Below are 20,511 nucleotides of genomic sequence, written 5' to 3' on the forward strand. Positions count from 1 at the left end.
AGGTCCCTCATGCTCATCCGAGTCCTCATCGTGGTCGCGGTCCTCGCGATCGCCTCCGTCGCCGCGCTCTGGTGGCAGCGCCGCCAAGGCGTGGTGCACGAGGTCGAGCGGGCCGGCGCGCTGTCCTCGGCGACGCTGGGCGTCCAGCGCGGTTTCCACGCGACGTTCGTGCAGTTCTCGACGCCCATGTGCGCCAAGTGCCCGCCCACCGCGGCTCTGTTGTCGCGCATCGCGGGCGAGGACCCGCGCGTGGTCCACGTCGAGATCGACGCCGCCGAGCGGCTCGACCTCGCGCGCGAGTTCGAGGTGATGCGCACGCCCACGATCCTCATCCTCGATGGCGACGGGGTGGTCGTGTCCCGCATCTCCGGCGCCCCAAGCGAGGCCCAGGCGCGCGAGGCCCTGGCCGCGGTCCCCCGCACCGGCACCGACTACTCCATCTAGCCCTACACTCGCCGCAGGAGGCCACCGTGAAGGACATTCAGATCGACCCGCGAGGCCCGCGCTTTGGCGCGTTCTTCCAGCTCGCGTTCTCCGTGGCAGCGCTGCTCGCCGGCGCCAACGCGGCGGGCATCGCGATCATGGCCGTGCTGCTGGTGCTGTTCCTCCCCGGCGCGATCGTGGGACCGCAGGCGACGCTGCAGGGCTGGGTGTTCCGCACCGTCGTGCGACCCCGGCTGGCCCCTCCCACGGAGACCGAGTCCTTCCGTCCGCCGCGCTTCGCGCAGCAGATGGGGCTCGGCTTCGCGATCCTCGCCGTCGCCTCCGGTCTCGCCGGGCTCGACGTCGCGTTCTACGTCTTCACGGCCTTCGTGACGTTCGCCTCGTTCCTCAACGGCGTCTTCAACCTGTGCCTCGGCTGCGAGATCTACCTCCTCGTCAAGCGCGCCACGACCCGGCCCGCCTGACCCGTCATAGACTCGAATCATGACTGCACTCGAGGTGACCTTCACCGCTCTCGCGGTCGCAGCCTTCGGCGCGACCGCCTGGATCGCGGGCATCGTCGCGTTCCGCCTGCTCAAGGGGCCCAAGCGGTGACCTTCGTCATTCCGACCGACCTCGCACCCGAGGTCTACCCCCTCGCATGGGTCGTGGGCGTCTGGGAGGGCCACGGCGTCCTGGAGTATCCCGGGATCGACACCGCCGACTTCCGCCAGCGCGTGGTCTTCGATCACGACGGCGGCCCCTACCTGAGCTACACCTCGACGCTCACCCTCATGGGTCCCGATGGCGAGGAGGGCCAGGTCTGGTCCACCGAGTCGGGATTCTGGCGCGTCGCGCCGTCGGCCCCCGAGGGTGTCGAGCTCGAGGACTTCCAGCACCCGCTCGAGGTGGTGCTCGCGGACGCCTCGGGCCTGCTCACCGCGTACTTCGGTGCCGTGGGCAACGGCCGCATCGACCTCGCGACCCGCTTCGCGGCGGCCACCGAGTCCGGACCCGACGTGCGCGGCGCAACCCGCATGTACGGCAATGTGGGCGGCGAACTCATGTGGGCGTGGGACCTCGCGGCCTTCGGTCACGAGCTGCAGTCGTACGCAAGCGCTCGCCTGTCGCGCGTCGACGCGCCTGGCACGGGGGACGATGCCGAGGTTCAGGAATCGTGACCGGTCGCCCGCGCGTTCTCCCGGCATGACCGCCTCACCTCTTCTGTCGCGCCACGGCGCGGTTCCCGGCGACGGCGCCGACGCGGGTATCGCGTGGCACTACGGCGATCCCACGGCCGAACAGCGCGCCCTCGAGGCCGGCCGCGCGGTCGCCGACCAGTCCCACCTGGGCGTCGTGACGGTCACGGGACCCGACCGGCTCACGTGGCTCGACTCGCTGTGCACGCAGGCCGTCGGATCGCTCGCTCCCGGCGAGTCGTCCGAGCTCATGATCCTGTCCCCTCAGGGACGCATCGAGCACGTCGCGGGGCTCGTGGACGACGGCTCGACCGCGTGGCTCCTGTCCGAGACCGCGCCCGCGCTCGCCGCCTTCCTCGACCGCATGCGCTTCATGCTGCGCGTCGAGGTGGCGGACGTCACCGCGGACTGGGCGGCGATCGGCGAGGCGGTGTCGCGACCGGCCGCCGACGGCGAGCCCGTCACGTGGGTGGATCCCTGGCCGGGCGTGACGGCGGGAGGCACCACCTATGCGGCGTCCCCGACCGACCACCCCGGAGCGGCCCGCGCATGGCGGCTCGTGCTCGTCCAGCGCGACACTCTCGATCGCGAGATCCAGTCGCGACTCGACGCCGGCTGGACGCTCGTGGGCACCTGGGCGACCGAGGCGATCAGGATCGCCGCGCATCGTCCCCGCGCGGGACGCGAGATCGACGAGACCTCCCTGCCGCACGAGCTCGACTGGCTGCGGACCGCCGTGCACCTCCACAAGGGTTGCTATCGAGGTCAGGAGACGGTCGCGAAGGTCCACAACGTGGGCCGGCCGCCGCGGCGACTCACCATGCTTCACCTCGACGGGTCTGGCCACGAGCTTCCCGAGCCCGGGGCACCCGTGCACGGCACTGCCACGGCAGGGGCTCCGGCCCCGATCGTGGGCCGCGTGACATCCGTGGCGCGCCACCACGAACTGGGCCCGATCGCGCTCGCCGTGCTCAAGCGGGCGGTCGACCCGTCGACCATCCTCACCGTGCCCACCGAGGGCGGGCCCGTGGCCGCCGCGCAGGAGCTGATCGTGAACGCGGACGGCTTCTCGGCCGACCGGCCGCCCAAGCCGGGCCCCACGATGAAGGGCCTGCTGATGGGCAAGGGGTGCGCCGCCGACGGCGGCGACCTGCCGTAGCCGTTCGCGCGCTCCACGGGTTTGCTCCGCCGCCGGGGTACGGTGGCTCTGTGGAAATCCCCGTGAGCGAACTGGCGGGCCGCCTGGATGCGGCGCTGTCCGCCGCCCGCGACGGCGAGGACGTCATCCTCACCGAGGACGGACTGCCCGTCGCGAAGATCGGCCCCGTCGAGTCGATGTCCCTGCTGTCCCGGCTCGCCGAGGAGGGCGTGCTGGCCCTTCCCGCGGACGACCGCGCGGTACCGCGCCTGCCTCAGGCCGAGGCGGCCAAGGACGCGCTGTCCAGCCTGCTCGGACGCCTGCGTAGGTAGGGCATGTCTCTCGTCTATCTGGACACGTCCGCGCTGCTCAAGTTGTGCGTCCTCGAGACGGGCAGCGATCTCGCGGTCGCGCTGTGGAGCGGCGCCGATGCGCTGGTGACCTCGCGCATCGCGGACGCCGAGGTGCGCTCGGTGTTGGCCTCGGCCGAGCGAATCGGCAGGATCGACGCCGCCCCCGCCGCGCAGGCCCGTGAGCGATGGGCCGAGCTCTGGCCCGGCATCGCCAAGCTCGAGGTGACCGCGCGCATCGCCGAGCGCGCCGCGGACCTGTGCGATCGCCGCCCGCTGCGAGCGGGAGACGCGCTCCACCTCGCGAGCGCTCTCGAATTCGCCGACGCCTCGCCGGTGTTCGTCGCATGGGACCGCCGGCTCGCGACCGCCGGTCGTGCCGAGGGGCTCCAGGTGCTTCCCCCTGCGTTAGCGTAGGTTCCGGTTTCCCCCCACACCGGAGGTGCATGACGTGTTCGGCTTTGGATTCCTGCAGGGCATGGTGATCTTCGCGATCTCGGCCGCGGCGCTCGTGGGCGCGATCTGGGGGCTCATCGACGCGCTGCGTCGCCCCGAGGGCGCCTTCACCGCGGCGGGCAAGTGGTCCAAGACCGCATGGGTCGCGATCCTCGCGGTGGCGAGCGCGATCGCCTTCATCTCGATGCCGTGGCCCATTGGCACCGGCGGCGGCATCGTCGGATTCCTCGGGATCGCAGCGGTGGTCGGCGTGGTCGTGTACTTCGTGGACGTGCGCCCCAAGCTGGGCGGCTTCGGACCCACGCGGGGCTCGGGCAACGCGCAGCGCGGCGGCTGGTAGGTGAAGGCGGTCCTGCAGCGCGCGTCGCGCGCCTCCGTGACCGTCGACGGCACGGTGACGGCATCGTTCACCCGTCAGGGAATCGTGGCACTCGTGGGGGTCACGCACGGCGATGGCCCCGAGCAGGTGCAGACGATCGCGCGCAAGATCGCCGAGCTGCGCATCCTCACGGACGAGCGGTCCGTGGCGGACGTGGGGGCACCCGTCATCGTCGTGTCCCAGTTCACGCTCTACGCGGACACCCGCAAGGGACGCAGGCCGTCGTGGAATGGCGCGGCCCCCGGTCCCGTGGCCGAGCCGCTGGTCGAGTCCGTCGTGGCCGCGCTACGAGAGCGCGGCCTCGACGTCGGGACCGGGGTGTTCGGCGCGCACATGGACGTCGAGCTCGTGAACGACGGCCCCATCACGATCCTGCTCGAGGCCTGACGCCCCGCGGAAGGGCCTAGATGTCCCGCGCCCGCAGCGACACGAGCGCGCCGGCCATCGGCACGACCGCCCACGCGAGCAGGACCACGAGGCCCCACCCGGAGTCCAGGCCGATCTGACCCGCGGCGAGGGGCTCGGTCGCGACGGCCGCCGATGCCGCGGCGGACGGGAGCACCGCGCCCACCCAGTTCGCGATCGTGTTGGGCACGATCGCCAGCACGCCGGGAAGGATGAGCTGCATCGCGACGATGGTGAAGATCGCGCCGACGGAACTGCGCAACAGGACACCGAGCGCGACCGCGAGCATCGCGAACACGACGATGCTGAGCTGGTTGACCAGCAGCGCGCGCATCGTGGCGGTGTCGCCCAGGTCGATGGACACCCCGAGGTCGGCCAGGCCGCCCGCATTGACGGCCCACGCGGTCGCAAGGCCGACGATCCCGATCGCGAGCGCGAACAGCCCCGCGATGGTCGCCTTCGCGGCGAGCACCGTGCCGCGGCCGGGCGTCGCCGTGAAGGTGTTGCGCGCCATCCCCGTGGTGAACTCGGAGGTGGTGAGCAGCGCGCCGAGCACCGCGACGAGCAGGAGCACGAAGTCGAGGCCGAAGTACAGCACCCCCATCACCTCCGCGCTCGAGGAGGAGCCCACGTCGGAGGCGTTCGCGACCACGAGGGTGGGAACACCGACGAACGCCGCGAGCGCAAAGGCGACGAGGATCCAGGTCGACCGCAGGCTGCGCGCCTTGATCCACTCGGAACGGACGGCGCGACGGTAGCCGGCGGGGTGTGCGATGACCTCAACCGCCGCGGCGGAAGGCGCGGGTGCGGTCGTGGCGGATGCGGTGGTCACTTCGCTGCCTCCTTGAGTGCGGCGCCGGTCTCCCCCGGGACGCCCGCGCGGTAGTCGGTCTGGTCTGCGGTGAGCCTCATGTACGCGTCCTCGAGGCTCGTGCTCTCGTCGCGCAACTCCGCGAGCCAGAGGCTGTGGTCGCGGGCGATGCGGCCGATGTCACGGGCATCGAGCCCCGTGACGGAGACGCGTTCGCGGTGATCCAGCTGGGTCACAAGGCCGCCCTCGAGAGTGACGAGCTCGGCGAGGCGCGCCGCGTCCGGCGACGTGACGATCACGCCGGTGCGGGCGTATGCGCCCATGAACTCGTGCAGCGAGGCGTCCGCGAGGATCCTGCCGCGGCCGATCACGATCACGTGGTCGGCGGTCTGCTGAACCTCGCTCATGAGGTGGCTCGAGAGGAACACTGTGCGGCCGTTGTCCGCGAGGCGCCGCGCGAGCTGGCGCACCCACAGCACGCCGTCGGGGTCGAGCCCGTTGACCGGCTCGTCGAACATGACGATGCGCGGGTCGCCGAGGAGCGCGCCCGCGATGCCGAGTCGCTGGCCCATGCCGAGCGAGTAGCCACCCGCCTTCTTCTTGGCGACCGCGGTGAGGCCCGTGAGCTCGAGCACCTCATCGACCCGGCGGTCCGAGATGCCGTGCGTCGCGGCCATCGCGCGCAGGTGGGATCGCGCCGACCGGCGCGGGTGGACGCCCTTGGCGTCGATCAGCGCGCCGATCTCCTTGAACGGCGTGACGAGCTTCGCGTAGGGCTGCCCGTTGACGGTGACCTGTCCGCTGGTCGGCCTGTCGAGGCCGAGGATCATGCGCATCGTGGTCGACTTCCCGGCGCCGTTGGGCCCGAGGAAGCCGGTCACCACGCCTGGCTGCACGGCAAACGTGACGTGGTCGACGGCGGTGGTGCTGCCGAACTTCTTGCTGAGGTTGGTCGCCTCGATCATGCGAGCGGTTCCTTTCGTTCGAGTCGACGCGCGCTCGTGCCGGCCCATCTCGACTGTAGGGATGCCCTTCCTGCCCCCTCTATGAGGTACCTCCCTGATTGGTGGGGTCCGGCATCGGCCGGGGGGACGAAGGGGTCACGCCCGGCTACCCCTCACGGGCTCTCATCAGCAGCTCCCCCACCTCGCAGTCCAGCACGTCGCAGATGGCGGCGAGCGTCGAGTAGCGGATCGCCCTCGCGCGGTCGTTCTTCAGCACCGAGAGATTGACCACCGAGACGCCCACGCGCGCGCTGAGTTCGGTCAGCGTCATGCCGCGGTCCGCGAGCAGCTCGTCGAGACGGCAGTGGATGCCGGTGGGCTCCGCGTCGGCCGGGCTCACACGAGCCCCTCGGTGTCCCGCTGGAGCCGCTCCCCGATCTGCAGCGCGGCCGCGAACGCCCCGACGACGAGGTAGACGAAGAAGGGCAGCAGGCTCACCTCGAAACTGACGGAGTCATACGTGTAGTCGCTCACCGCGGAGAGTGCCCCATGCACGGTCATGTTGGTGAGGATCGAGCCCACAAACCAGCCCGCGAGGAGCACGCCCGCGGCGACGTACACCAGCCGCGACGTGCCGCGTTCAAAGGCGAGGCCGCGCGCGAGACGCAGGAAGAACATCGCGGCAAAGACCACTCCTGCGACCACCATGAGCGCGATCCACACCGGCTCGGCGTAGAGGGCAAAGAGCGTGGCCGGGGCAGGGTCGGGCACGATGACCGTCGCGGTCTCGACGGTCGCCTCGAGCGCGGCGCCGTCGGGTCCAAGAGGCAGTGCCGCGGTTTCGCCGGTGAGTGGCACGGTCACCGGCACATTGGTGCCGTCCCCCACCTCGACGAGCCTGCGCACGGCAGTCACGATGGCGAGCACCGCCGCAAGCGTGACCACAGCAATCGAGAGGTACATCCCTGCCCTGTCGGGCCGGTCAAGGTCGCGTGCATCGGTCATGATCTGCTCCTTATCGATAGTCGTTGCTATCGAGAAACGATATGTATCGATCATCGATATGTCAACCCCCTCCTGCGCCTCGGCCCGACCCGCGCCGTGCCCACCGCCCGCATCGTCCCCTCGCAATCGCTTCACGCCTCTGGCGAACACGGGCATGAGCGGTGGGGGCCCGCGGTTAGCCTGGAAACACCCGCGGTGGCGATCCGCCGCGATCCCGGCTCCGGCCGGACGAAACAAGGGAGGCTGACATGTTCGAACGGTTCACCGATCGAGCCCGTCGCGTGGTCGTGCTGGCGCAGGAAGAGGCGCGCATGCTCAACCACAACTACATCGGCACCGAGCACATCCTGCTCGGCCTGGTGCGCGAGGGCGAAGGCGTGGCCGCGAAGGCCCTCGAGGCGATGGACATCTCCCTCAACGGCGTCCGCGAGCAGGTTCAGGAGATCATCGGCGAGGGCTCGCACGCCCCGTCGGGCCACATCCCCTTCACGCCGCGCGCGAAGAAGGTGCTCGAGCTGTCCCTGCGCGAGGCGCTGCAGCTGGGCCACAACTACATCGGCACCGAGCACATCCTGCTGGGCCTCATCCGCGAGGGTGAGGGCGTGGCGGCACAGGTGCTCGGCAAGCTCGGGGCGGACCTGGGCGGAGTGCGCCAGCAGGTCATCCAGCTGCTGTCGGGCTACGAGGGCAAGGAGCCGGTGACGTCCGGCGGCGGCCCTCAGGAGGGTCAGCCCGCTGGCTCGACCGTGCTCGACCAGTTCGGTCGCAACTTCACGCAGGCCGCGCGCGAGGGCAAGCTCGACCCCGTCGTGGGCCGCGAGCTCATCATGGAGCGCGTGATGCAGGTCCTCAGCCGCCGCACCAAGAACAACCCGGTGCTGATCGGCGAGCCCGGCGTCGGCAAGACCGCCGTGGTCGAGGGACTCGCGCAGGCGATCGTGCGCGGCGACGTGCCCGAGACGCTCAAGGACAAGCACCTCTACACGCTCGACCTGGGCTCTCTCGTGGCCGGCTCGCGCTACCGCGGTGACTTCGAGGAGCGCCTCAAGAAGGTGCTCAAGGAGATCCGCACGCGCGGCGACATCATCCTGTTCATCGACGAGATCCACACGCTCGTGGGTGCGGGTGCCGCCGAGGGCGCGATCGATGCCGCCTCGATCCTCAAGCCCATGCTGGCGCGAGGCGAGCTGCAGACCATCGGCGCGACCACGCTCGACGAGTACCGCAAGCACGTCGAGAAGGACCCCGCCCTCGAGCGCCGCTTCCAGCCCATCCAGGTGCCGGAGCCGGAGCTCAGCCACGCGATCGAGATCCTCAAGGGGCTCCGCGACCGCTACGAGGCGTTCCACCGCGTCACGATCACGGACGATGCGATCGTCGCCGCCGCGACGATGGCCGACCGCTACATCTCGGACCGCTTCCTGCCGGACAAGGCGATCGACCTCATCGACGAGGCGGGCGCGCGACTGCGCATCCGCCGCATGACCTCGCCGCCCGAGCTGCGCGATCTCGACGACAAGATCGCGAACGTGCGTCGCGACAAGGAGTCGGCGATCGACGAGCAGGACTTCGAGAAGGCCGCGTCGCTGCGTGACGTCGAGCGCCGCCTCTCGGAGGAGCGCTCGCGCAAGGAGGAGGCCTGGAAGTCGGGCGACCTCGACGTCGCCGCCGTCGTGGACGAGGACCTGATCGCCGAGGTGCTGTCGATGTCCACCGGCGTGCCCGTCACGCGCGTGTCCTCCGACGAGTCCTCGCGACTGCTGTCGATGGAGTCCGACCTTCACAAGCGGATCATCGGCCAGGAGCAGGCCATCAAGGTGCTCGCGCAGTCGATCCGCCGCACGCGTGCGGGCCTCAAGGACCCCAAGCGTCCGGGCGGCTCGTTCATCTTCGCCGGCCCGACCGGTGTGGGAAAGACCGAGCTCGCCAAGGCGCTCGCCGAGTTCCTCTTTGGGGACGAGGACGCGCTCATCTCGCTCGACATGTCCGAGTACGGCGAGAAGCACACGGTCGCGCGACTCTTCGGAGCGCCCCCCGGCTACGTGGGCTTCGAGGAGGGTGGCCAGCTCACCGAGAAGGTGCGCCGCAAGCCGTTCTCCGTGGTGCTCTTCGACGAGGTCGAGAAGGCCCACCCCGACATCTTCAACTCGCTGCTCCAGATCCTCGAGGACGGCAAGCTCACGGATGCTCAGGGCCGCGAGGTCAACTTCAAGAACACCATCATCATCATGACCACCAACCTGGGTGCGGACGCGATCTCGCGCCGCCAGGCCACCGGATTCTCCGCGATCCGCGAGGGCGGCCACACCTACGAGGACATGGTGAAGCTGGTCAACTCGAAGCTCAAGGAGCACTTCAAGCCCGAGTTCCTCAACCGCGTCGACAACGTGGTGGTCTTCCCGCAGCTCACGCAGCTCGAGATCATCCAGATCGTCGACCTCATGGTCGCCCGCCTCGACGAGCGCATGAAGGACAAGGACATGGGCATCGAGCTCACCACCGCCGCGAAGCAGTTGCTCGCGGAGAAGGGCTACGACCCCGTCCTGGGTGCGCGACCGCTGCGCCGCGCACTCCAGCGCGAGATCGAGGACCCGCTGAGCGAGAAGATCCTCTTCGGCGAGGTCGTCGCGGGCCAGATCATCCGCGTCGACGTCCAGGGCGAGGGCGTGCTTGCGGAGTTCACGTTCGAGGGCATCGACCGCGACGCCGTCGTGGGCGAGCCGCTCGGCACGGACCCCGAGGTCGCGACCAACTCCTCGACGCAGGAGTAGCCGGCACCGGCCGCACGGCTCGGCTTCACCGAGGCCCGTCTCTCCCCAGGGAGAGGCGGGCCTCGTGCCGTGCGGGGAGACGGGCGACCGTAGGCTGAACCCCATGACACAGGACCCGTATGTGGCCGCCGATGCCCGCTACGAGACCATGCCGTATCGCCGCTCCGGACGCTCGGGCCTGCGGCTGCCCGCCGTGAGCCTGGGCCTGTGGCACAACTTCGGCGGACTGCACCCGCTCGACACGCAACGCGAGATCCTGCTCGCGGCCTTCGACCTGGGCATCACGCACATCGACCTCGCGAACAACTACGGACCGCCCCCCGGCAGCGCCGAGTCGAACTTTGGCGGCGTCCTCGCGCGCGACCTCAGGCCGTATCGCGACGAGCTCATCCTGAGCACCAAGGCCGGCTATCACATGTGGCCAGGACCCTACGGGGAGTGGGGCTCGCGCAAGAGCCTGCTCGCGAGCCTCGACCAGTCGCTCGCACGCATGGGCGTCGACTACGTGGACGTGTTCTACCACCACCGCCCCGACCCCGACACTCCCATCGAGGAGTCGATGATGGCCCTCGACCAGGCGGTGCGCTCCGGCAAGGCCCTGTACGCCGGCATCTCGAACTACGGCCCCGAGGACACTCGCACCGCCGCGGCGATCCTGCGGGACCTGGGCACGCCGCTGCTCATCCACCAGTTCAAGTACTCGATGTACGAGCGCACCCCCGAGGACGGGCTGCTGGACGCGCTCGACGAGGTCGGCGCCGGCTCGATCGTGTTCTCGCCGCTCGCGCAGGGCATGCTGACCGACCGCTATCTGGGCGGTGTCCCCGAGGGCTCGCGCATCACACACTCGCAGTTCCTCAGCGAGAAGCAGATCTCCGAGACCTACATCGAGCGCACGCGCGCGCTCAACGAGATCGCTCTCGGCCGCGGCCAGACCCTCGCTCAGCTCGCGCTGCAGTGGGTGCTGCGCCAGGGCCGCGTGACCTCGGCCCTCGTGGGCGCGAGCTCGGTGGCGCAGCTGCGAGCCAACGTCGAGGCGCTCTCCTTCCCCGAGCTCACGGATGCCGAGCTCGCCGCCATCGAGCCGCACGCGGTGCACGGCACGCACCACGCGTAGGCCGCGCGGGCGGGGTCACAGCTCGTACGTGCCCCGCTCGCTCGACACGGCTCGCACCAGCCCGTCCGCGACAAGCCCCTCGAGGCAGCGGTCGAGCTGACCCGGTTCGACGTCCTCGAGCGTGGCGTGTCCGGTGACGTTGACGGGGGACGATGCCACCCGCAAGAGGGCGAGGATCCTCCCCCTGACCTGGCGGTCGGTGCCGTGCCACGGCTGGGTGCGGCGAGGCGCCTCGGCGAGTCCGGGGCGGCCCGCGGCGAGCCACGCGCACGACCGCGCGAGCGGGCACTCGTCGCACCGCGCGACGCGCGCCGTGCACACGAGCGCGCCCAGTTCCATGGATGCGGCCGCCCACTCCGCCGCGGCCGCGTCGCCCTCGGGCACGAGCGCCGCCGCATGCGTGCGTTCGGCGGCGGTCTGATGAGCGGGAGGGAGTGCCTCGCCGCGCCACGCCCGCCCGATGACGCGCCGCACGTTGGTGTCGAGCACCAGCGCCCGGCGACCAAAGGCGAATGCCATCACCGCGCCCGCGGTGTAGTCCCCGACCCCTGGCAGGTCGCGCAACGCGACCGGGTCGGACGGCACCTGCCCGCCGTGACGCTCGGCGATCGCGGCCGCGCACTCCCACAGCCGCTTGGCGCGGCGCGGGTATCCCAGCCGCCCCCACGCGCGCACGGCATCGGCCTGTGAGGCCGCCGCGAGGTCGCCGGGAGTGGGCCAGCGGGCCATCCACTCGCGCCATACGGGCTCGACGCGCACCACCGGAGTCTGCTGCAGCATGATCTCGCTGACCAGCACACCCCAGGGCGTGGTGCCCCCGCGCCACGGCAGGTCGCGGCCGGCGTCACGGAACCACTCGCGGACCGCGGCGACCCGGGCAGTGTCCGTCGCGGGATCGGCACTCGCGAGATTCTGAGCGGCGGTCGGCATGCCGTCCATCATCCCAGCGACGGCGCGCCTACCGTGGAGGCGACAAGGAGGCACGATGAACGGGTTCCTCAGGCCGGTGGGCGACCAGCCCGCCGCGGTCTACTGGGGTCGACGTGCCGTGGTGCTCCTCGCGTTCGCTGCCGTCGTGATCGTCGTGTGGCTCATCACGCGCGCACTCGGATCGGCGGGTGACCCGCAGCCCGGCGCGTCCCCGTCGCCCACGGCCTCGCCCACGAACTCCGCCGCCGCGTCGACGGCGACGGTCGCGTGTGCGGAGGACGGCCTCGCCGTCACCGTCGCCGCGAACCCCGCGACGGTCGCCGCCGGCAGCCCCGCGCGCTTCGACGTCACCGTCGAGAACACGGGCACCGCGCCGTGCGTGCTCGACGCGACGGGCGACGCCACCACCCTCCTCATCACGTCGGGAGAGGACCGCATCTGGTCGTCGGGAGACTGTCCCGCCGAGGCCTCGCTCCTCGACGCCGAGTGGCTCCTCCAGCCGGGCGACACTCAGGACGCCACGGTCGCGTGGCCCGGCATCCGGTCCGCGGAGGGATGCGCAACGGTGGATGCCGCTCCGCGCGCCGGCACGTACCGTGCGGAGCTCACGCTCGCGGGGGTGGCGGCCGAGGCGGCACGCTTCGATCTGCAGTAGAACGATGCCCGGGCCGCCCGGGCGCGGCCCGACCGATAGTCGCGCGGCAGCACGAGTTCTCAGTCGCGCGGAAGCACCAGCTATCAGTCGCGCGGAAGCGCGAGGGCGACGGCCTGTGCGACCGAGGTGACCGGATGCACGCGCACGCCGGCGGGCAGGCGGCCGGTCTCCGTCGAGGCGGGCACGATGACATCCGTGAAGCCGAGCCGCGCGGCCTCCGCGACGCGCTGAGCCGTGGCGGAGACGGGTCGCACCGCGCCCGATAGCGCCACCTCGCCGACCGCGGCCCAGTTCGATCGCACGGGCACATCCGCGCGAGCCGAGGCGAGCGCGAGCGCGAGCGCCACGTCCGCCGCGGGCTCGGTGACGCGCGCGCCGCCGACCGTCGAGACGTAGACGTCGTCCGCCGCGACAGCGAGCCCCACGCGGCGGTGAAGGACCGCGAGAAGCATCGCCACCCTGGGGCCGTCGACACCCGAGGTCGCGCGGCGAGGATTCGCGAGGGCGCTGGGCGCGACGAGGGCCTGGATCTCCGCGGGCAACGGGCGCTTGCCGTCGATCGTGATCGTGGGGCACGTGCCCGGCACGGACTCCGCCTCGCGCGACAGGAACAGCCCCGAGGGGTCCGACACGGACTCGATTCCCGTGTCGACCAGCTGGAAGCAGCCGACCTCGTCGACCGAGCCGAATCGGTTCTTGAGCGCGCGCAGCAGCCGCAGCGGGCTGTGCTGATCGCCCTCGAAGTGGCACACGACGTCGACCAGGTGCTCGACGATCCTGGGCCCGGCGACCGAGCCGTCCTTGGTCACGTGTCCCACGAGAACCATGGGCAGACCACGGGTCTTGGCGGCCTGAATGAGCGCGCTCGACACCTCGCGCACCTGGCCCACGCCGCCGGGGGTGCCCTCGATCTGCGCCGAGGCGATGGTCTGGATCGAGTCGATCATGACGAGCGTGGGCTCGGCATGGTCGAGATGAGCGAGGACGGCCCCCAGGTCCGTCTCGGCGGCGAGTAGCACCTCCTGCTCGAGGGCCCCGATCCGCTCGGCCCGCAGGCGCACCTGACCCGCGCTCTCCTCACCGGTCACGTAGAGGACGCGCCCGCCCGCGCGGGCGGTGCGCGCCGCGACGTCGAGGAGGAGCGTGGACTTGCCCACGCCCGGCTCGCCCGCGAGCAGGATCACCGCGCCCGGCACGAGTCCGCCGCCCAGGACACGGTCGAACTCCCCGACCCCCGTGGCGGAGCGCGAGGCCGCGGCCGCCGACACGTCGGGCAGGGGCGTCGCGGGCGTGGTGACCGAGGTCGCCTTGGTCGCGGGACCCGCGGGGGCCGCGCCCGCCTCCATCACGGTCCCCCATGCCTGGCACTCGCCGCACCGACCGACCCACTTCACCGCGGTCCAGCCGCACTCGGTGCAGCGGTATCCGGGCGATGTCTTGCGGGTGGTGGCGGCCATGCGCTCACGCTACCGGCGTGGTCAGACACCGCCGTCGGACGCCGCCCCTAGGCTGACCCCATGACGGCCGAGCAAGCGGGCGACGCGACATCCGAGCACTCTCCCTCCCTGGGCGCGCCCCGCGAGGCGGTGGCGCCCTCCAAGCCGGCGGCGCCGCGCGCACACCGGGCCGAGCCGCGACCCGAGCCCATCGAGATCGACGTGGACGACGACCTCACCGCCCCCAACCCCGGTCCCCCCGCACACGAGGTGCTGCCCGAGCCACGCTCGCCCTTCGAGGCCGCCTCCCACGATGCGGCCCCCGCGACCCCGAGCGCACCCCTGCGCCCGTTCGACCGGCTGGGCGCGGCGGCGGCGACCAACGCGGCGCTGTCGGCGGCAGGCGCCCCCACTCCGCTCGGCGGCGTGCCACGCGTCGCGTCAAGAGACGCGTCAGATCTGGCCACGGCCGCGCATCTTGGTTTCGCTCTCGAGGACGACGCACCCGCCTTTGTGCCCACGTTCGCCACCGCCCGACCGGCCGCCGAGGCCCCGACCATCACGCGCCTGCCGAGCGGGGACGCGCCGCTGTACCGCCCGCGCGTCGTGCCCACCGCGTTCGCCCCGGTGATGGGGGGAACGGACGATGCCCCCGCGGCATCGCCGGCGGCGTCGCCCTCGCGCCGGGCGACCGCGGCATCGTCCCCCCCGCCCGACGAGCCGACGACGCAGGCCGCTGGCGGCGACTCCGGCTCCGGCGGGCGCGGCGAGGGACCCGTCCCCGGACGCAGGCCAGGACGCGCGTGGCCGCTCATCGTCATCGGGCTGCTGATCCTGGGAGGGATCGCGACCGCGCTGTGGTGGGGGGTGCTGCGCCCCGAGGCGATCACGCTGCCGGAACAGCGCGTCATCTCGGCGCCCGCCGGCACGGCGGTCGAGCCCATCACCCCCGAGGACCCGACCGCGTTCCTTGCGGCGCTGCCGACCACGGCCGGCACATGGGCCCTCGTGGCGGTCGTGACCAACGATCCGCTGCTTGACGATGCCCTGCCCGGCCGCGTCGCGGAACACCACACGCTCACGTACAGCGACGGAGCCTCGGAGGTCACGCTCGAGGCGCGCCAGCTCTATCACGCCGCCGACGCTCACGACGCCCTGGTCCGTGAGGCCGGCCCGGACGCCGAGCTCGCCGAGGCGGTCGTCGCGGGCACGGTCGTGGGCGAGCGCGCCGAGCGCACGGGAGACGGCCAGACGCGCGTGATGTGGACGCACGACGCCGCCTACTTCGAGGCGGTCGGCCCGTCCGATGCCGCGCTCGCGCTGGTCGCCGCGCTCGGCCTATGACCCCGCAGGAGAGGGCGCGCAGCCGCGGTCCGCGCGGAGGTGACTCAGACACGCGCGGAGACATCGTGGCCGCCGCCACCCGGGTCTTCGGAGAGAAGGGCTACGCGGCATCGTCCGTGCGCGAGATCGCCCGCACCGCGGGCGTCGACCCCGCCCTCGTGCGCCACTACTTCCCCGCCAAGTCGGACCTCTTCGTCGAGGTGATGAGGCCGCTCGCCGAGAATGACGAGCGCGTGGTCGCGCTCCTCGCGCTTCCCCGAGAACGCCTGGGCGACGGCCTGCTCCGGCTCGCCCTCGACCTGTGGGAGGACCCCGTCACGGGCGCGCGCATGCGCGCGGTCCTCGCGTCGGCGGTGTCGACCCATGAGGTGGGCGCGGCCATGGCGGGGGTCATGATGCGAGACCTGGTCCTGCGGCTCGTGCGCGAGGACCGCGCACCCGAGCGCGCCGCGGCGTGCGCGACACAGCTCACCGGACTCGCACTCGGACGCTACGTGCTCGAGGTGCCGCCGCTGGCCACCGCGAGCCGCGACACGCTCTCCGCCCTGTACGCCCCCACGCTCCAGCGCTACCTCGACGGGGACCTCTCCGGTTGACAGCGCGCCCGGCCGGGCGCATGATTCATCAAATGGAGAATAAGAGCGCCGAGGCGCCCGTCATCGTGGTCGACCGCCTGCGCGTGGTGCGCGGCGGCAGGGAAGTCCTTCACGACCTCAGCCTCGAGATCCCCCGTGGGTCGATCGTCGGCCTGCTGGGGCCCTCGGGCGCCGGCAAGTCCACGCTGATCCGCGCGATCGTGGGCGCGCAGATCACGCAGGGCGGCACCGTGACCGTCGCGGGCCACGCGGCGGGCAGCGCCCCGGTCCGCGCGCTCGTCGGCTACGTGACCCAGGCGCCATCGATCTATCCCGACCTCACGGTGCGCGAGAACGTCGCGTACTTCGCGTCGCTCGTCGACGCGCCGCCTGAGACGGTCACCCACACGATCCACGCGGTGGGCCTCGCGGATCAGACCGACCAACTCGCGGGCACGCTGTCCGGGGGCCAGCTCACACGCGCCTCGCTCGCCGCGGCCCTCGTGGGACGCCCCGAGGTTCTCATCCTCGACGAGCCGACCGTGGGGCTCGATCCCGCGATCCGCAACGAGCTGTGGGCGCTGTTGAGGCGATTCGCGCACGCGGGCACCACCATCCTGGTGTCGAGCCACGTCATGGACGAGGCCGTGCGCTGCGACCGGCTGGTCTTCATCAGGGACGGGAAAATCCTCGCGGACGGCACGCTCGCCCACATCCTCGCGAGCACGGGAACGGACGATGCCGAGGCGGCCTTCCTCGCCCTCGCCACCCGGAGGGCGTCGTGAACCCCCGGCTCACCGCGACCACCGCGCGCCGCATCCTGCAGCAACTGCGCCGCGACCACCGCACCGTCGCGCTGCTGATCGTCGTGCCGATGCTCCTGCTCACGCTGCTGTGGTGGATGTTCGGCGACACTCCGGATCCCGCGACCGGCCAGCCGCTTTTCGACCCGCTCGGCGCGCGCCTCATGGGGCTGTTTCCCATGATCCTCATGTTCATCATCACGTCGGTATCCACGCTGCGGGAGCGCACGTCCGGCACGATGGAGCGTCTCATGGCCTCGCCGCTGCGCCGCAGCGATGTCGTGCTCGGATACGCGAGCGCCTTCGGACTCGTCGCGATCGTCCAGGGCACGCTGTTGGTCGTCTTCACGGTGTACGCGCTCGACCTTGAGATCGCGGGCGCCACGAGCGCGCTCGTGCTCGTCATCGTGCTCGATGCGCTGCTGGGCACCGCGCTCGGCCTCGCGGCCTCGTCGCTCGCGCGCACCGAGTTCCAGGCCGTGCAGATGATGCCAGCGGTGCTGCTGCCCCAGCTCCTCATCCCGGGGCTCTTCATGCCGCGCGAGGAGATGCCGCGCGCGCTCGAGCTCATCTCCAACGCCCTGCCCATGAGCTACTCGATCGACGCGATCAACGACCTGGTCGCAGGAGATACCGCGGGCATCTGGCCCGAGGTGGCCATCCTGGCGGCCTTCATCGCGGGCGCCCTCGCGCTCGGGGTGGTGACGCTGCGGCGCCGGACGGCGTGACGCCCCCACCCGCCGGGCCCGCGTCGGGAGGCCGCGCTAGGTTGGAACCATGAGCACGCCAGCCTCCCCCCTGTCCGAGCACCCTTCCGTCGCCGTGATTGGCGGCGGAGTGATGGGCGAAACCCTCGTCTCCGCGATGCGTGTCGCGGGGTGGCCGGGCTCGTCGATCACGGTCGTCGACCGCAACGCGGAGCGCCTCGCGACCCTCGCGGACGCGCACGAGGTCGCGACCGCGGGCGCCGCCGCCGAGGCGGCGGCCGGCGCGGGAGTGGTGCTCCTGGCCGTCAAGCCACAGCAGATGGCGGAGGTCCTCGACGAGATCTCCGCCGCCGTCACCCCCGGCACGCTCGTCGTGACGGTCGCCGCGGCGCTGCCGTCGTCCTTCTACGAGCGCCACCTGCCCGCGGGCACGCCCGTCGTGCGCGTCATGCCCAATACCCCCGCGGTCGTGGGTCGCGGCGCGACCTCGGTGTCCGCCGGTGCGGCGGCCACCGACGATCACCTCGCGCTCGTCGAGACGATGCTCCAGGCGACCGGCCTCGTGGTGAGGGTTCCCGAGGAGAACATCGACGCGGTGATCGCCGTCGCCGGGTCGGCCCCGGCCTACTTCTTCGCGGTGGTCGAGGCGCTGACCGAGGCAGGCGTGATGCAGGGCCTCGATCGCGAGCTCGCGAGCACGCTTGCACAGCAGACCTTCACGGGGGCGGCGCAGCTGCTCGCCGAGTCGGGAGACACGCCGCAGGAGCTGCGACGTCGGGTGAGTTCGCCCGGAGGCACCACGCTCGCGGCGCTCGACGCGATGACCCACGCGGGCCTGCAGGGCGTGATTTCGGCGGGCGCCAACGCCGCCGTGTCGCGCTCGAAGGAGCTCGGCGCCGAGCTCGCGGGCTAGGGCCCGGCCTCCCTCTCGCCGTGGTGCGGTGACGCCTCACGCCGCCGCACGGGCCTTGGCGCGCACCGCGTGGACGACCAGGTCGACGTCGCGCTCGTCGTTCGCGACGTGGAAGGCGAAGCGCGCGCGACCGCCGCGTGACGAGGCGCGAATCCCGGCTCCCGCCAGGGCGTCCGCGTCGACACCCTCGACCGCGACGATCGGCGAGGCGCCGCGTGGCATCCCGATGCGCTCGCGGAACGCGTTCGCGAGGCCCACGCTATGCGCCCCGATCTCCGCGACCGCCTGGCTCGCGAGGAGCTCGAGGGAGATCGCGCCCGCCTCGACCAGCTGCCACGGCGGCGACGTGTCGAGGCGGCGCGCGGTCGCGCTGAGCTGCATGCGCGGCCCGTACAGCGAGTCCCACGGCCGGTCCGCTCCGTACCAGCCCGCGTTCACGGGACGCACCCAGGCGGCGTCGGGTCGCACCGCCGCGAGCGCGATCCCGCGCGGAGCGGCGAGCCACTTGTAGGCGCTCGCGACCACCACATCGAAGTCCCTGGCAGACAGCTCCATCCATCCCGCGGCGTGACTCGCGTCCACGAGCGTCTTCGCGCCCGACACGCGCGCCGCAGTGGCCAGCGCGTCGAGATTCGCGACCCGGCCGTCGGACGACTGCACGGCGCTCACCGCCACGAGGTCGGCCGTGGCAGCCGCCGCCACGATCCCGTCGAGCGGCACCACGTCGACCCGCAGGCGCGGGTCCGCAAGGAACGGGAAGCACACCGAGGCGAAGTCGCCCTCGGCAATCGCGACGCGCGCGCCGTCGGGAAGCGAGGCAGCCACCATGCCCACGACCTGAGACGTCGAACCGGCGAGCGTCACATCATCCGCGGCCGCGCCGACGAGCGTCCCGAACGCCGCACGCATGCGCTCCACCGCGGGGTCGAACGCGGCGGGGTCGAGCGTTCCGGCCTGCCACGCGCGCACCGCGTCGCGGACCGCGCGGGCCGCCGCGCGGGAAGGCAACCCGTAGGACGCGGTGTCGAGGTAGCCCGGCACGCGGGTGAAGGCGGAGGCGATCGCAAGCATGCCTCCATGCTCGGGCCGCCTCGCACACCTCCACAAGACGGGCCTTTGTGGGTGGAGACCTCGATGCGATGATGGTGTCATGATCGACGTCGAGCGGCTGCTCATCCTTCGCGAGGTCGCGCGCCACGGCTCGAAGGCGGCCGCCGCGCGCTCGCTGACGCTGAGCGAGCCGACCGTCGCCCATCATCTGCGGGCGCTCGAGCGGCGCGCCGGCGTGCCCCTGACCGCCCGCGCGGGACGCGTCACACGCCTGACCCCCGCGGGCGAGGCCCTGCTTCAGCATGCGGACGCGATCGCCGCGAGCCTCGAGGACGCCGAGCGATGCCTCCACCGCCACGCGGACCTGCGCGTGGGTCGCCTTCGCATCGCGGCCTTCACCTCGTACTGCGCCACCACCCTGCCGCGACCGCTCGCACAGTTCGCCGCGACCTATCCGGGCGTCGAGATCGGCCTCGAGGAGACCGAGACCGACGAGGCCCTCGCGCTGCTCAGGGACGGGAGGGCTGACCTCGTGATCGGCTTCGCCGACTCCGCGACACCCACGCCCGACGACCTCCCGCTGACCCCGCTGGGCCAGGACGAGTACTTCGCGATCCTGCCGGATTCTCATCCGCTCGCGGGTCGCACGCGCCTCGACCTGGGCGCCCTCGCCCACGAGCGGTGGATCTCGGGATGCGCCCGATGCCGCACGCACCTCGTCGCGCACGCCGCCGACTCGGGCTTCGTCCCCCACATCGCCTTCGTCACCGAGGACTACATCGCGGCGCAGCGGCTCATCGCGGAGGGGCTGGGCGTGGCGCTGCTCACGCGCCTGGCCCTCGACGCGAGCCCGGCGATCCCCGGCATCGTCGCGATTCCCACGCAGCCACCCACGTATCGGGAGATCTTCCTCGCCCTGCCGCGAGAGCCCGCGCCCGCCGCGGAGGCCTTCGCGGCGCTCCTGCGCGGCGCGTGAGACGCCGCGAGGCCCCCGGTGTTGGCAGACACCGGGGGCCTCGCTCGTGCGGTCGACGTGGCGGCAGGACCACGATCGAACGGAGGAGCGTCGCCCGGCCCGGGGGGCTCGTGGACCGGGCGAC

At 72.0% G+C, this 20,511-nt stretch carries 24 protein-coding genes; 17 read left to right on the forward strand and 7 right to left on the reverse strand.

Annotated features, from left to right (window positions below; all coding sequences use genetic code 11):
* Window positions 1-9: 9 nt before the first annotated feature.
* The 8 genes from ABEA62_RS03890 (at window position 10) to dtd (ending at window position 4,332) form a co-directional block, all read left to right on the forward strand.
* Entirely contained in the window at window positions 10-444 is a 435-nt protein-coding gene (locus tag ABEA62_RS03890) for a thioredoxin family protein (protein ID WP_286214664.1), read from the forward strand.
* 26 nt (window positions 445-470) lie between these two features.
* Window positions 471-908, forward strand: a complete 438-nt coding sequence (locus ABEA62_RS03895) for a DUF4395 domain-containing protein (RefSeq protein WP_286214662.1) — start codon at window positions 471-473, stop codon at window positions 906-908.
* Between the two features lie 126 nt (window positions 909-1,034).
* A complete protein-coding gene (locus ABEA62_RS03900) occupies window positions 1,035-1,604 on the forward strand; it encodes a heme-binding beta-barrel domain-containing protein (RefSeq protein ID WP_345378676.1) in 570 nt (189 codons plus the stop codon).
* A 25-nt stretch (window positions 1,605-1,629) separates the two neighbouring features.
* Window positions 1,630-2,781, forward strand: a complete 1,152-nt coding sequence (gene ygfZ, locus ABEA62_RS03905) for a CAF17-like 4Fe-4S cluster assembly/insertion protein YgfZ (protein ID WP_286214660.1) — start codon at window positions 1,630-1,632, stop codon at window positions 2,779-2,781.
* Between the two features lie 50 nt (window positions 2,782-2,831).
* Window positions 2,832-3,092, forward strand: coding sequence for a type II toxin-antitoxin system Phd/YefM family antitoxin (locus ABEA62_RS03910; RefSeq protein WP_286214658.1), 261 nt, complete (start codon window positions 2,832-2,834; stop codon window positions 3,090-3,092).
* Window positions 3,093-3,095: 3 nt separating this feature from the next.
* Window positions 3,096-3,527 (forward strand): type II toxin-antitoxin system VapC family toxin, encoded by a 432-nt coding sequence (locus ABEA62_RS03915; protein WP_345378679.1) that lies wholly within the window; start codon window positions 3,096-3,098, stop codon window positions 3,525-3,527.
* 34 nt (window positions 3,528-3,561) lie between these two features.
* On the forward strand, window positions 3,562-3,906 hold the full coding sequence (locus ABEA62_RS03920) for a DUF2516 family protein (RefSeq protein WP_286214655.1): 345 nt from the start codon (window positions 3,562-3,564) through the stop codon (window positions 3,904-3,906).
* A complete protein-coding gene (gene dtd / locus ABEA62_RS03925) occupies window positions 3,907-4,332 on the forward strand; it encodes a D-aminoacyl-tRNA deacylase (RefSeq protein ID WP_286214653.1) in 426 nt (141 codons plus the stop codon).
* Between the two features lie 16 nt (window positions 4,333-4,348).
* Here the strand turns inward: dtd and ABEA62_RS03930 are convergent, their stop codons facing one another.
* The 4 genes from ABEA62_RS03930 to ABEA62_RS03945 all read right to left on the reverse strand — a co-directional run bounded on the left by ABEA62_RS03930 (window position 4,349) and on the right by ABEA62_RS03945 (window position 7,110).
* On the reverse strand, window positions 4,349-5,182 hold the full coding sequence (locus tag ABEA62_RS03930; RefSeq protein WP_286214652.1) for an ABC transporter permease: 834 nt from the start codon (window positions 5,180-5,182) through the stop codon (window positions 4,349-4,351).
* Window positions 5,179-6,126, reverse strand: coding sequence for an ABC transporter ATP-binding protein (locus ABEA62_RS03935; protein ID WP_345378684.1), 948 nt, complete (start codon window positions 6,124-6,126; stop codon window positions 5,179-5,181). The genes ABEA62_RS03930 and ABEA62_RS03935 overlap by 4 nt, the downstream gene beginning before the upstream one ends.
* 145 nt (window positions 6,127-6,271) lie before the next feature.
* The gene (locus ABEA62_RS03940) at window positions 6,272-6,505 is read right to left on the reverse strand and encodes a helix-turn-helix domain-containing protein (RefSeq protein WP_286214649.1); all 234 of its coding nucleotides are present in this window, start codon (window positions 6,503-6,505) and stop codon (window positions 6,272-6,274) included.
* Window positions 6,502-7,110, reverse strand: coding sequence for a hypothetical protein (locus ABEA62_RS03945; protein WP_286214648.1), 609 nt, complete (start codon window positions 7,108-7,110; stop codon window positions 6,502-6,504). The genes ABEA62_RS03940 and ABEA62_RS03945 overlap by 4 nt, the downstream gene beginning before the upstream one ends.
* A 248-nt stretch (window positions 7,111-7,358) precedes the next feature.
* Between ABEA62_RS03945 and ABEA62_RS03950 the strand changes: the two genes are divergently transcribed.
* A complete protein-coding gene (locus tag ABEA62_RS03950) occupies window positions 7,359-9,881 on the forward strand; it encodes an ATP-dependent Clp protease ATP-binding subunit (RefSeq protein WP_345378687.1) in 2,523 nt (840 codons plus the stop codon).
* A 103-nt stretch (window positions 9,882-9,984) separates the two neighbouring features.
* Window positions 9,985-10,998, forward strand: a complete 1,014-nt coding sequence (locus ABEA62_RS03955) for an aldo/keto reductase (RefSeq protein ID WP_345378689.1) — start codon at window positions 9,985-9,987, stop codon at window positions 10,996-10,998.
* Between the two features lie 15 nt (window positions 10,999-11,013).
* Here ABEA62_RS03955 and ABEA62_RS03960 read toward each other — a convergent pair whose 3' ends face one another.
* Window positions 11,014-11,928 (reverse strand): HhH-GPD family protein, encoded by a 915-nt coding sequence (locus ABEA62_RS03960; RefSeq protein ID WP_345378691.1) that lies wholly within the window; start codon window positions 11,926-11,928, stop codon window positions 11,014-11,016.
* 55 nt (window positions 11,929-11,983) lie between these two features.
* Here ABEA62_RS03960 and ABEA62_RS03965 point away from each other — a divergent pair, with 55 nt between their 5' ends.
* Window positions 11,984-12,583, forward strand: a complete 600-nt coding sequence (locus ABEA62_RS03965) for a hypothetical protein (protein WP_286214647.1) — start codon at window positions 11,984-11,986, stop codon at window positions 12,581-12,583.
* Between the two features lie 83 nt (window positions 12,584-12,666).
* Here the strand turns inward: ABEA62_RS03965 and radA are convergent, their stop codons facing one another.
* Complete coding sequence (gene radA, locus ABEA62_RS03970; protein ID WP_286214646.1) at window positions 12,667-14,040, reverse strand: DNA repair protein RadA; 1,374 nt, start codon at window positions 14,038-14,040, stop codon at window positions 12,667-12,669.
* A gap of 60 nt (window positions 14,041-14,100) precedes the next feature.
* Here radA and ABEA62_RS03975 point away from each other — a divergent pair, with 60 nt between their 5' ends.
* From ABEA62_RS03975 to proC, 5 genes are all read left to right on the forward strand, one after another.
* On the forward strand, window positions 14,101-15,363 hold the full coding sequence (locus tag ABEA62_RS03975; protein ID WP_345378694.1) for a hypothetical protein: 1,263 nt from the start codon (window positions 14,101-14,103) through the stop codon (window positions 15,361-15,363).
* A 65-nt stretch (window positions 15,364-15,428) separates the two neighbouring features.
* Window positions 15,429-15,959: a TetR/AcrR family transcriptional regulator gene (locus tag ABEA62_RS03980; protein ID WP_286214643.1), complete on the forward strand. Its 531-nt coding sequence runs from the start codon at window positions 15,429-15,431 to the stop codon at window positions 15,957-15,959.
* A 32-nt stretch (window positions 15,960-15,991) separates the two neighbouring features.
* Window positions 15,992-16,723: an ABC transporter ATP-binding protein gene (locus ABEA62_RS03985; protein ID WP_286214642.1), complete on the forward strand. Its 732-nt coding sequence runs from the start codon at window positions 15,992-15,994 to the stop codon at window positions 16,721-16,723.
* Window positions 16,720-17,469: an ABC transporter permease gene (locus ABEA62_RS03990; RefSeq protein WP_286214641.1), complete on the forward strand. Its 750-nt coding sequence runs from the start codon at window positions 16,720-16,722 to the stop codon at window positions 17,467-17,469. The genes ABEA62_RS03985 and ABEA62_RS03990 overlap by 4 nt, the downstream gene beginning before the upstream one ends.
* A gap of 49 nt (window positions 17,470-17,518) precedes the next feature.
* Window positions 17,519-18,361 (forward strand): pyrroline-5-carboxylate reductase, encoded by an 843-nt coding sequence (gene proC / locus ABEA62_RS03995; RefSeq protein ID WP_345378697.1) that lies wholly within the window; start codon window positions 17,519-17,521, stop codon window positions 18,359-18,361.
* Between the two features lie 36 nt (window positions 18,362-18,397).
* On the opposite strand, the gene ABEA62_RS04000 is transcribed toward proC, so the two are convergent.
* On the reverse strand, window positions 18,398-19,432 hold the full coding sequence (locus ABEA62_RS04000; protein ID WP_345378699.1) for an aminotransferase class V-fold PLP-dependent enzyme: 1,035 nt from the start codon (window positions 19,430-19,432) through the stop codon (window positions 18,398-18,400).
* Between the two features lie 79 nt (window positions 19,433-19,511).
* Here ABEA62_RS04000 and ABEA62_RS04005 point away from each other — a divergent pair, with 79 nt between their 5' ends.
* Window positions 19,512-20,387 carry a LysR family transcriptional regulator gene (locus ABEA62_RS04005; RefSeq protein WP_286214636.1) on the forward strand — a complete coding sequence of 292 codons (876 nt, stop codon included), beginning with the start codon at window positions 19,512-19,514 and terminating at the stop codon, window positions 20,385-20,387.
* Window positions 20,388-20,511 lie beyond the last annotated feature (124 nt).

The organism is Demequina sediminis (assembly GCF_039545075.1).
Taxonomy (GTDB): domain Bacteria; phylum Actinomycetota; class Actinomycetes; order Actinomycetales; family Demequinaceae; genus Demequina; species Demequina sediminis.

Excerpts from the sequence above, each read along its gene's own strand:
- ABEA62_RS03950 (WP_345378687.1), top strand. The coding sequence starts at position 7,359 with ATGTTCGAACGGTTCACCGATCGAGCCCGTCGCGTGGTCGTGCTGGCG.
- ABEA62_RS03985 (WP_286214642.1), top strand. The coding sequence starts at position 15,992 with ATGGAGAATAAGAGCGCCGAGGCGCCCGTCATCGTGGTCGACCGCCTG.
- ABEA62_RS03935 (WP_345378684.1), bottom strand. The coding sequence starts at position 6,126 with ATGATCGAGGCGACCAACCTCAGCAAGAAGTTCGGCAGCACCACCGCC.
- ABEA62_RS03945 (WP_286214648.1), bottom strand. The coding sequence starts at position 7,110 with ATGACCGATGCACGCGACCTTGACCGGCCCGACAGGGCAGGGATGTAC.
- ygfZ (WP_286214660.1), top strand. The coding sequence starts at position 1,630 with ATGACCGCCTCACCTCTTCTGTCGCGCCACGGCGCGGTTCCCGGCGAC.
- radA (WP_286214646.1), bottom strand. The coding sequence starts at position 14,040 with ATGGCCGCCACCACCCGCAAGACATCGCCCGGATACCGCTGCACCGAG.
- proC (WP_345378697.1), top strand. The coding sequence starts at position 17,519 with ATGAGCACGCCAGCCTCCCCCCTGTCCGAGCACCCTTCCGTCGCCGTG.
- ABEA62_RS03960 (WP_345378691.1), bottom strand. The coding sequence starts at position 11,928 with ATGCCGACCGCCGCTCAGAATCTCGCGAGTGCCGATCCCGCGACGGAC.
- ABEA62_RS03975 (WP_345378694.1), top strand. The coding sequence starts at position 14,101 with ATGACGGCCGAGCAAGCGGGCGACGCGACATCCGAGCACTCTCCCTCC.
- ABEA62_RS03965 (WP_286214647.1), top strand. The coding sequence starts at position 11,984 with ATGAACGGGTTCCTCAGGCCGGTGGGCGACCAGCCCGCCGCGGTCTAC.
- ABEA62_RS03890 (WP_286214664.1), top strand. The coding sequence starts at position 10 with ATGCTCATCCGAGTCCTCATCGTGGTCGCGGTCCTCGCGATCGCCTCC.
- ABEA62_RS04005 (WP_286214636.1), top strand. The coding sequence starts at position 19,512 with ATGATCGACGTCGAGCGGCTGCTCATCCTTCGCGAGGTCGCGCGCCAC.
- ABEA62_RS03955 (WP_345378689.1), top strand. The coding sequence starts at position 9,985 with ATGACACAGGACCCGTATGTGGCCGCCGATGCCCGCTACGAGACCATG.
- ABEA62_RS04000 (WP_345378699.1), bottom strand. The coding sequence starts at position 19,432 with ATGCTTGCGATCGCCTCCGCCTTCACCCGCGTGCCGGGCTACCTCGAC.
- ABEA62_RS03915 (WP_345378679.1), top strand. The coding sequence starts at position 3,096 with ATGTCTCTCGTCTATCTGGACACGTCCGCGCTGCTCAAGTTGTGCGTC.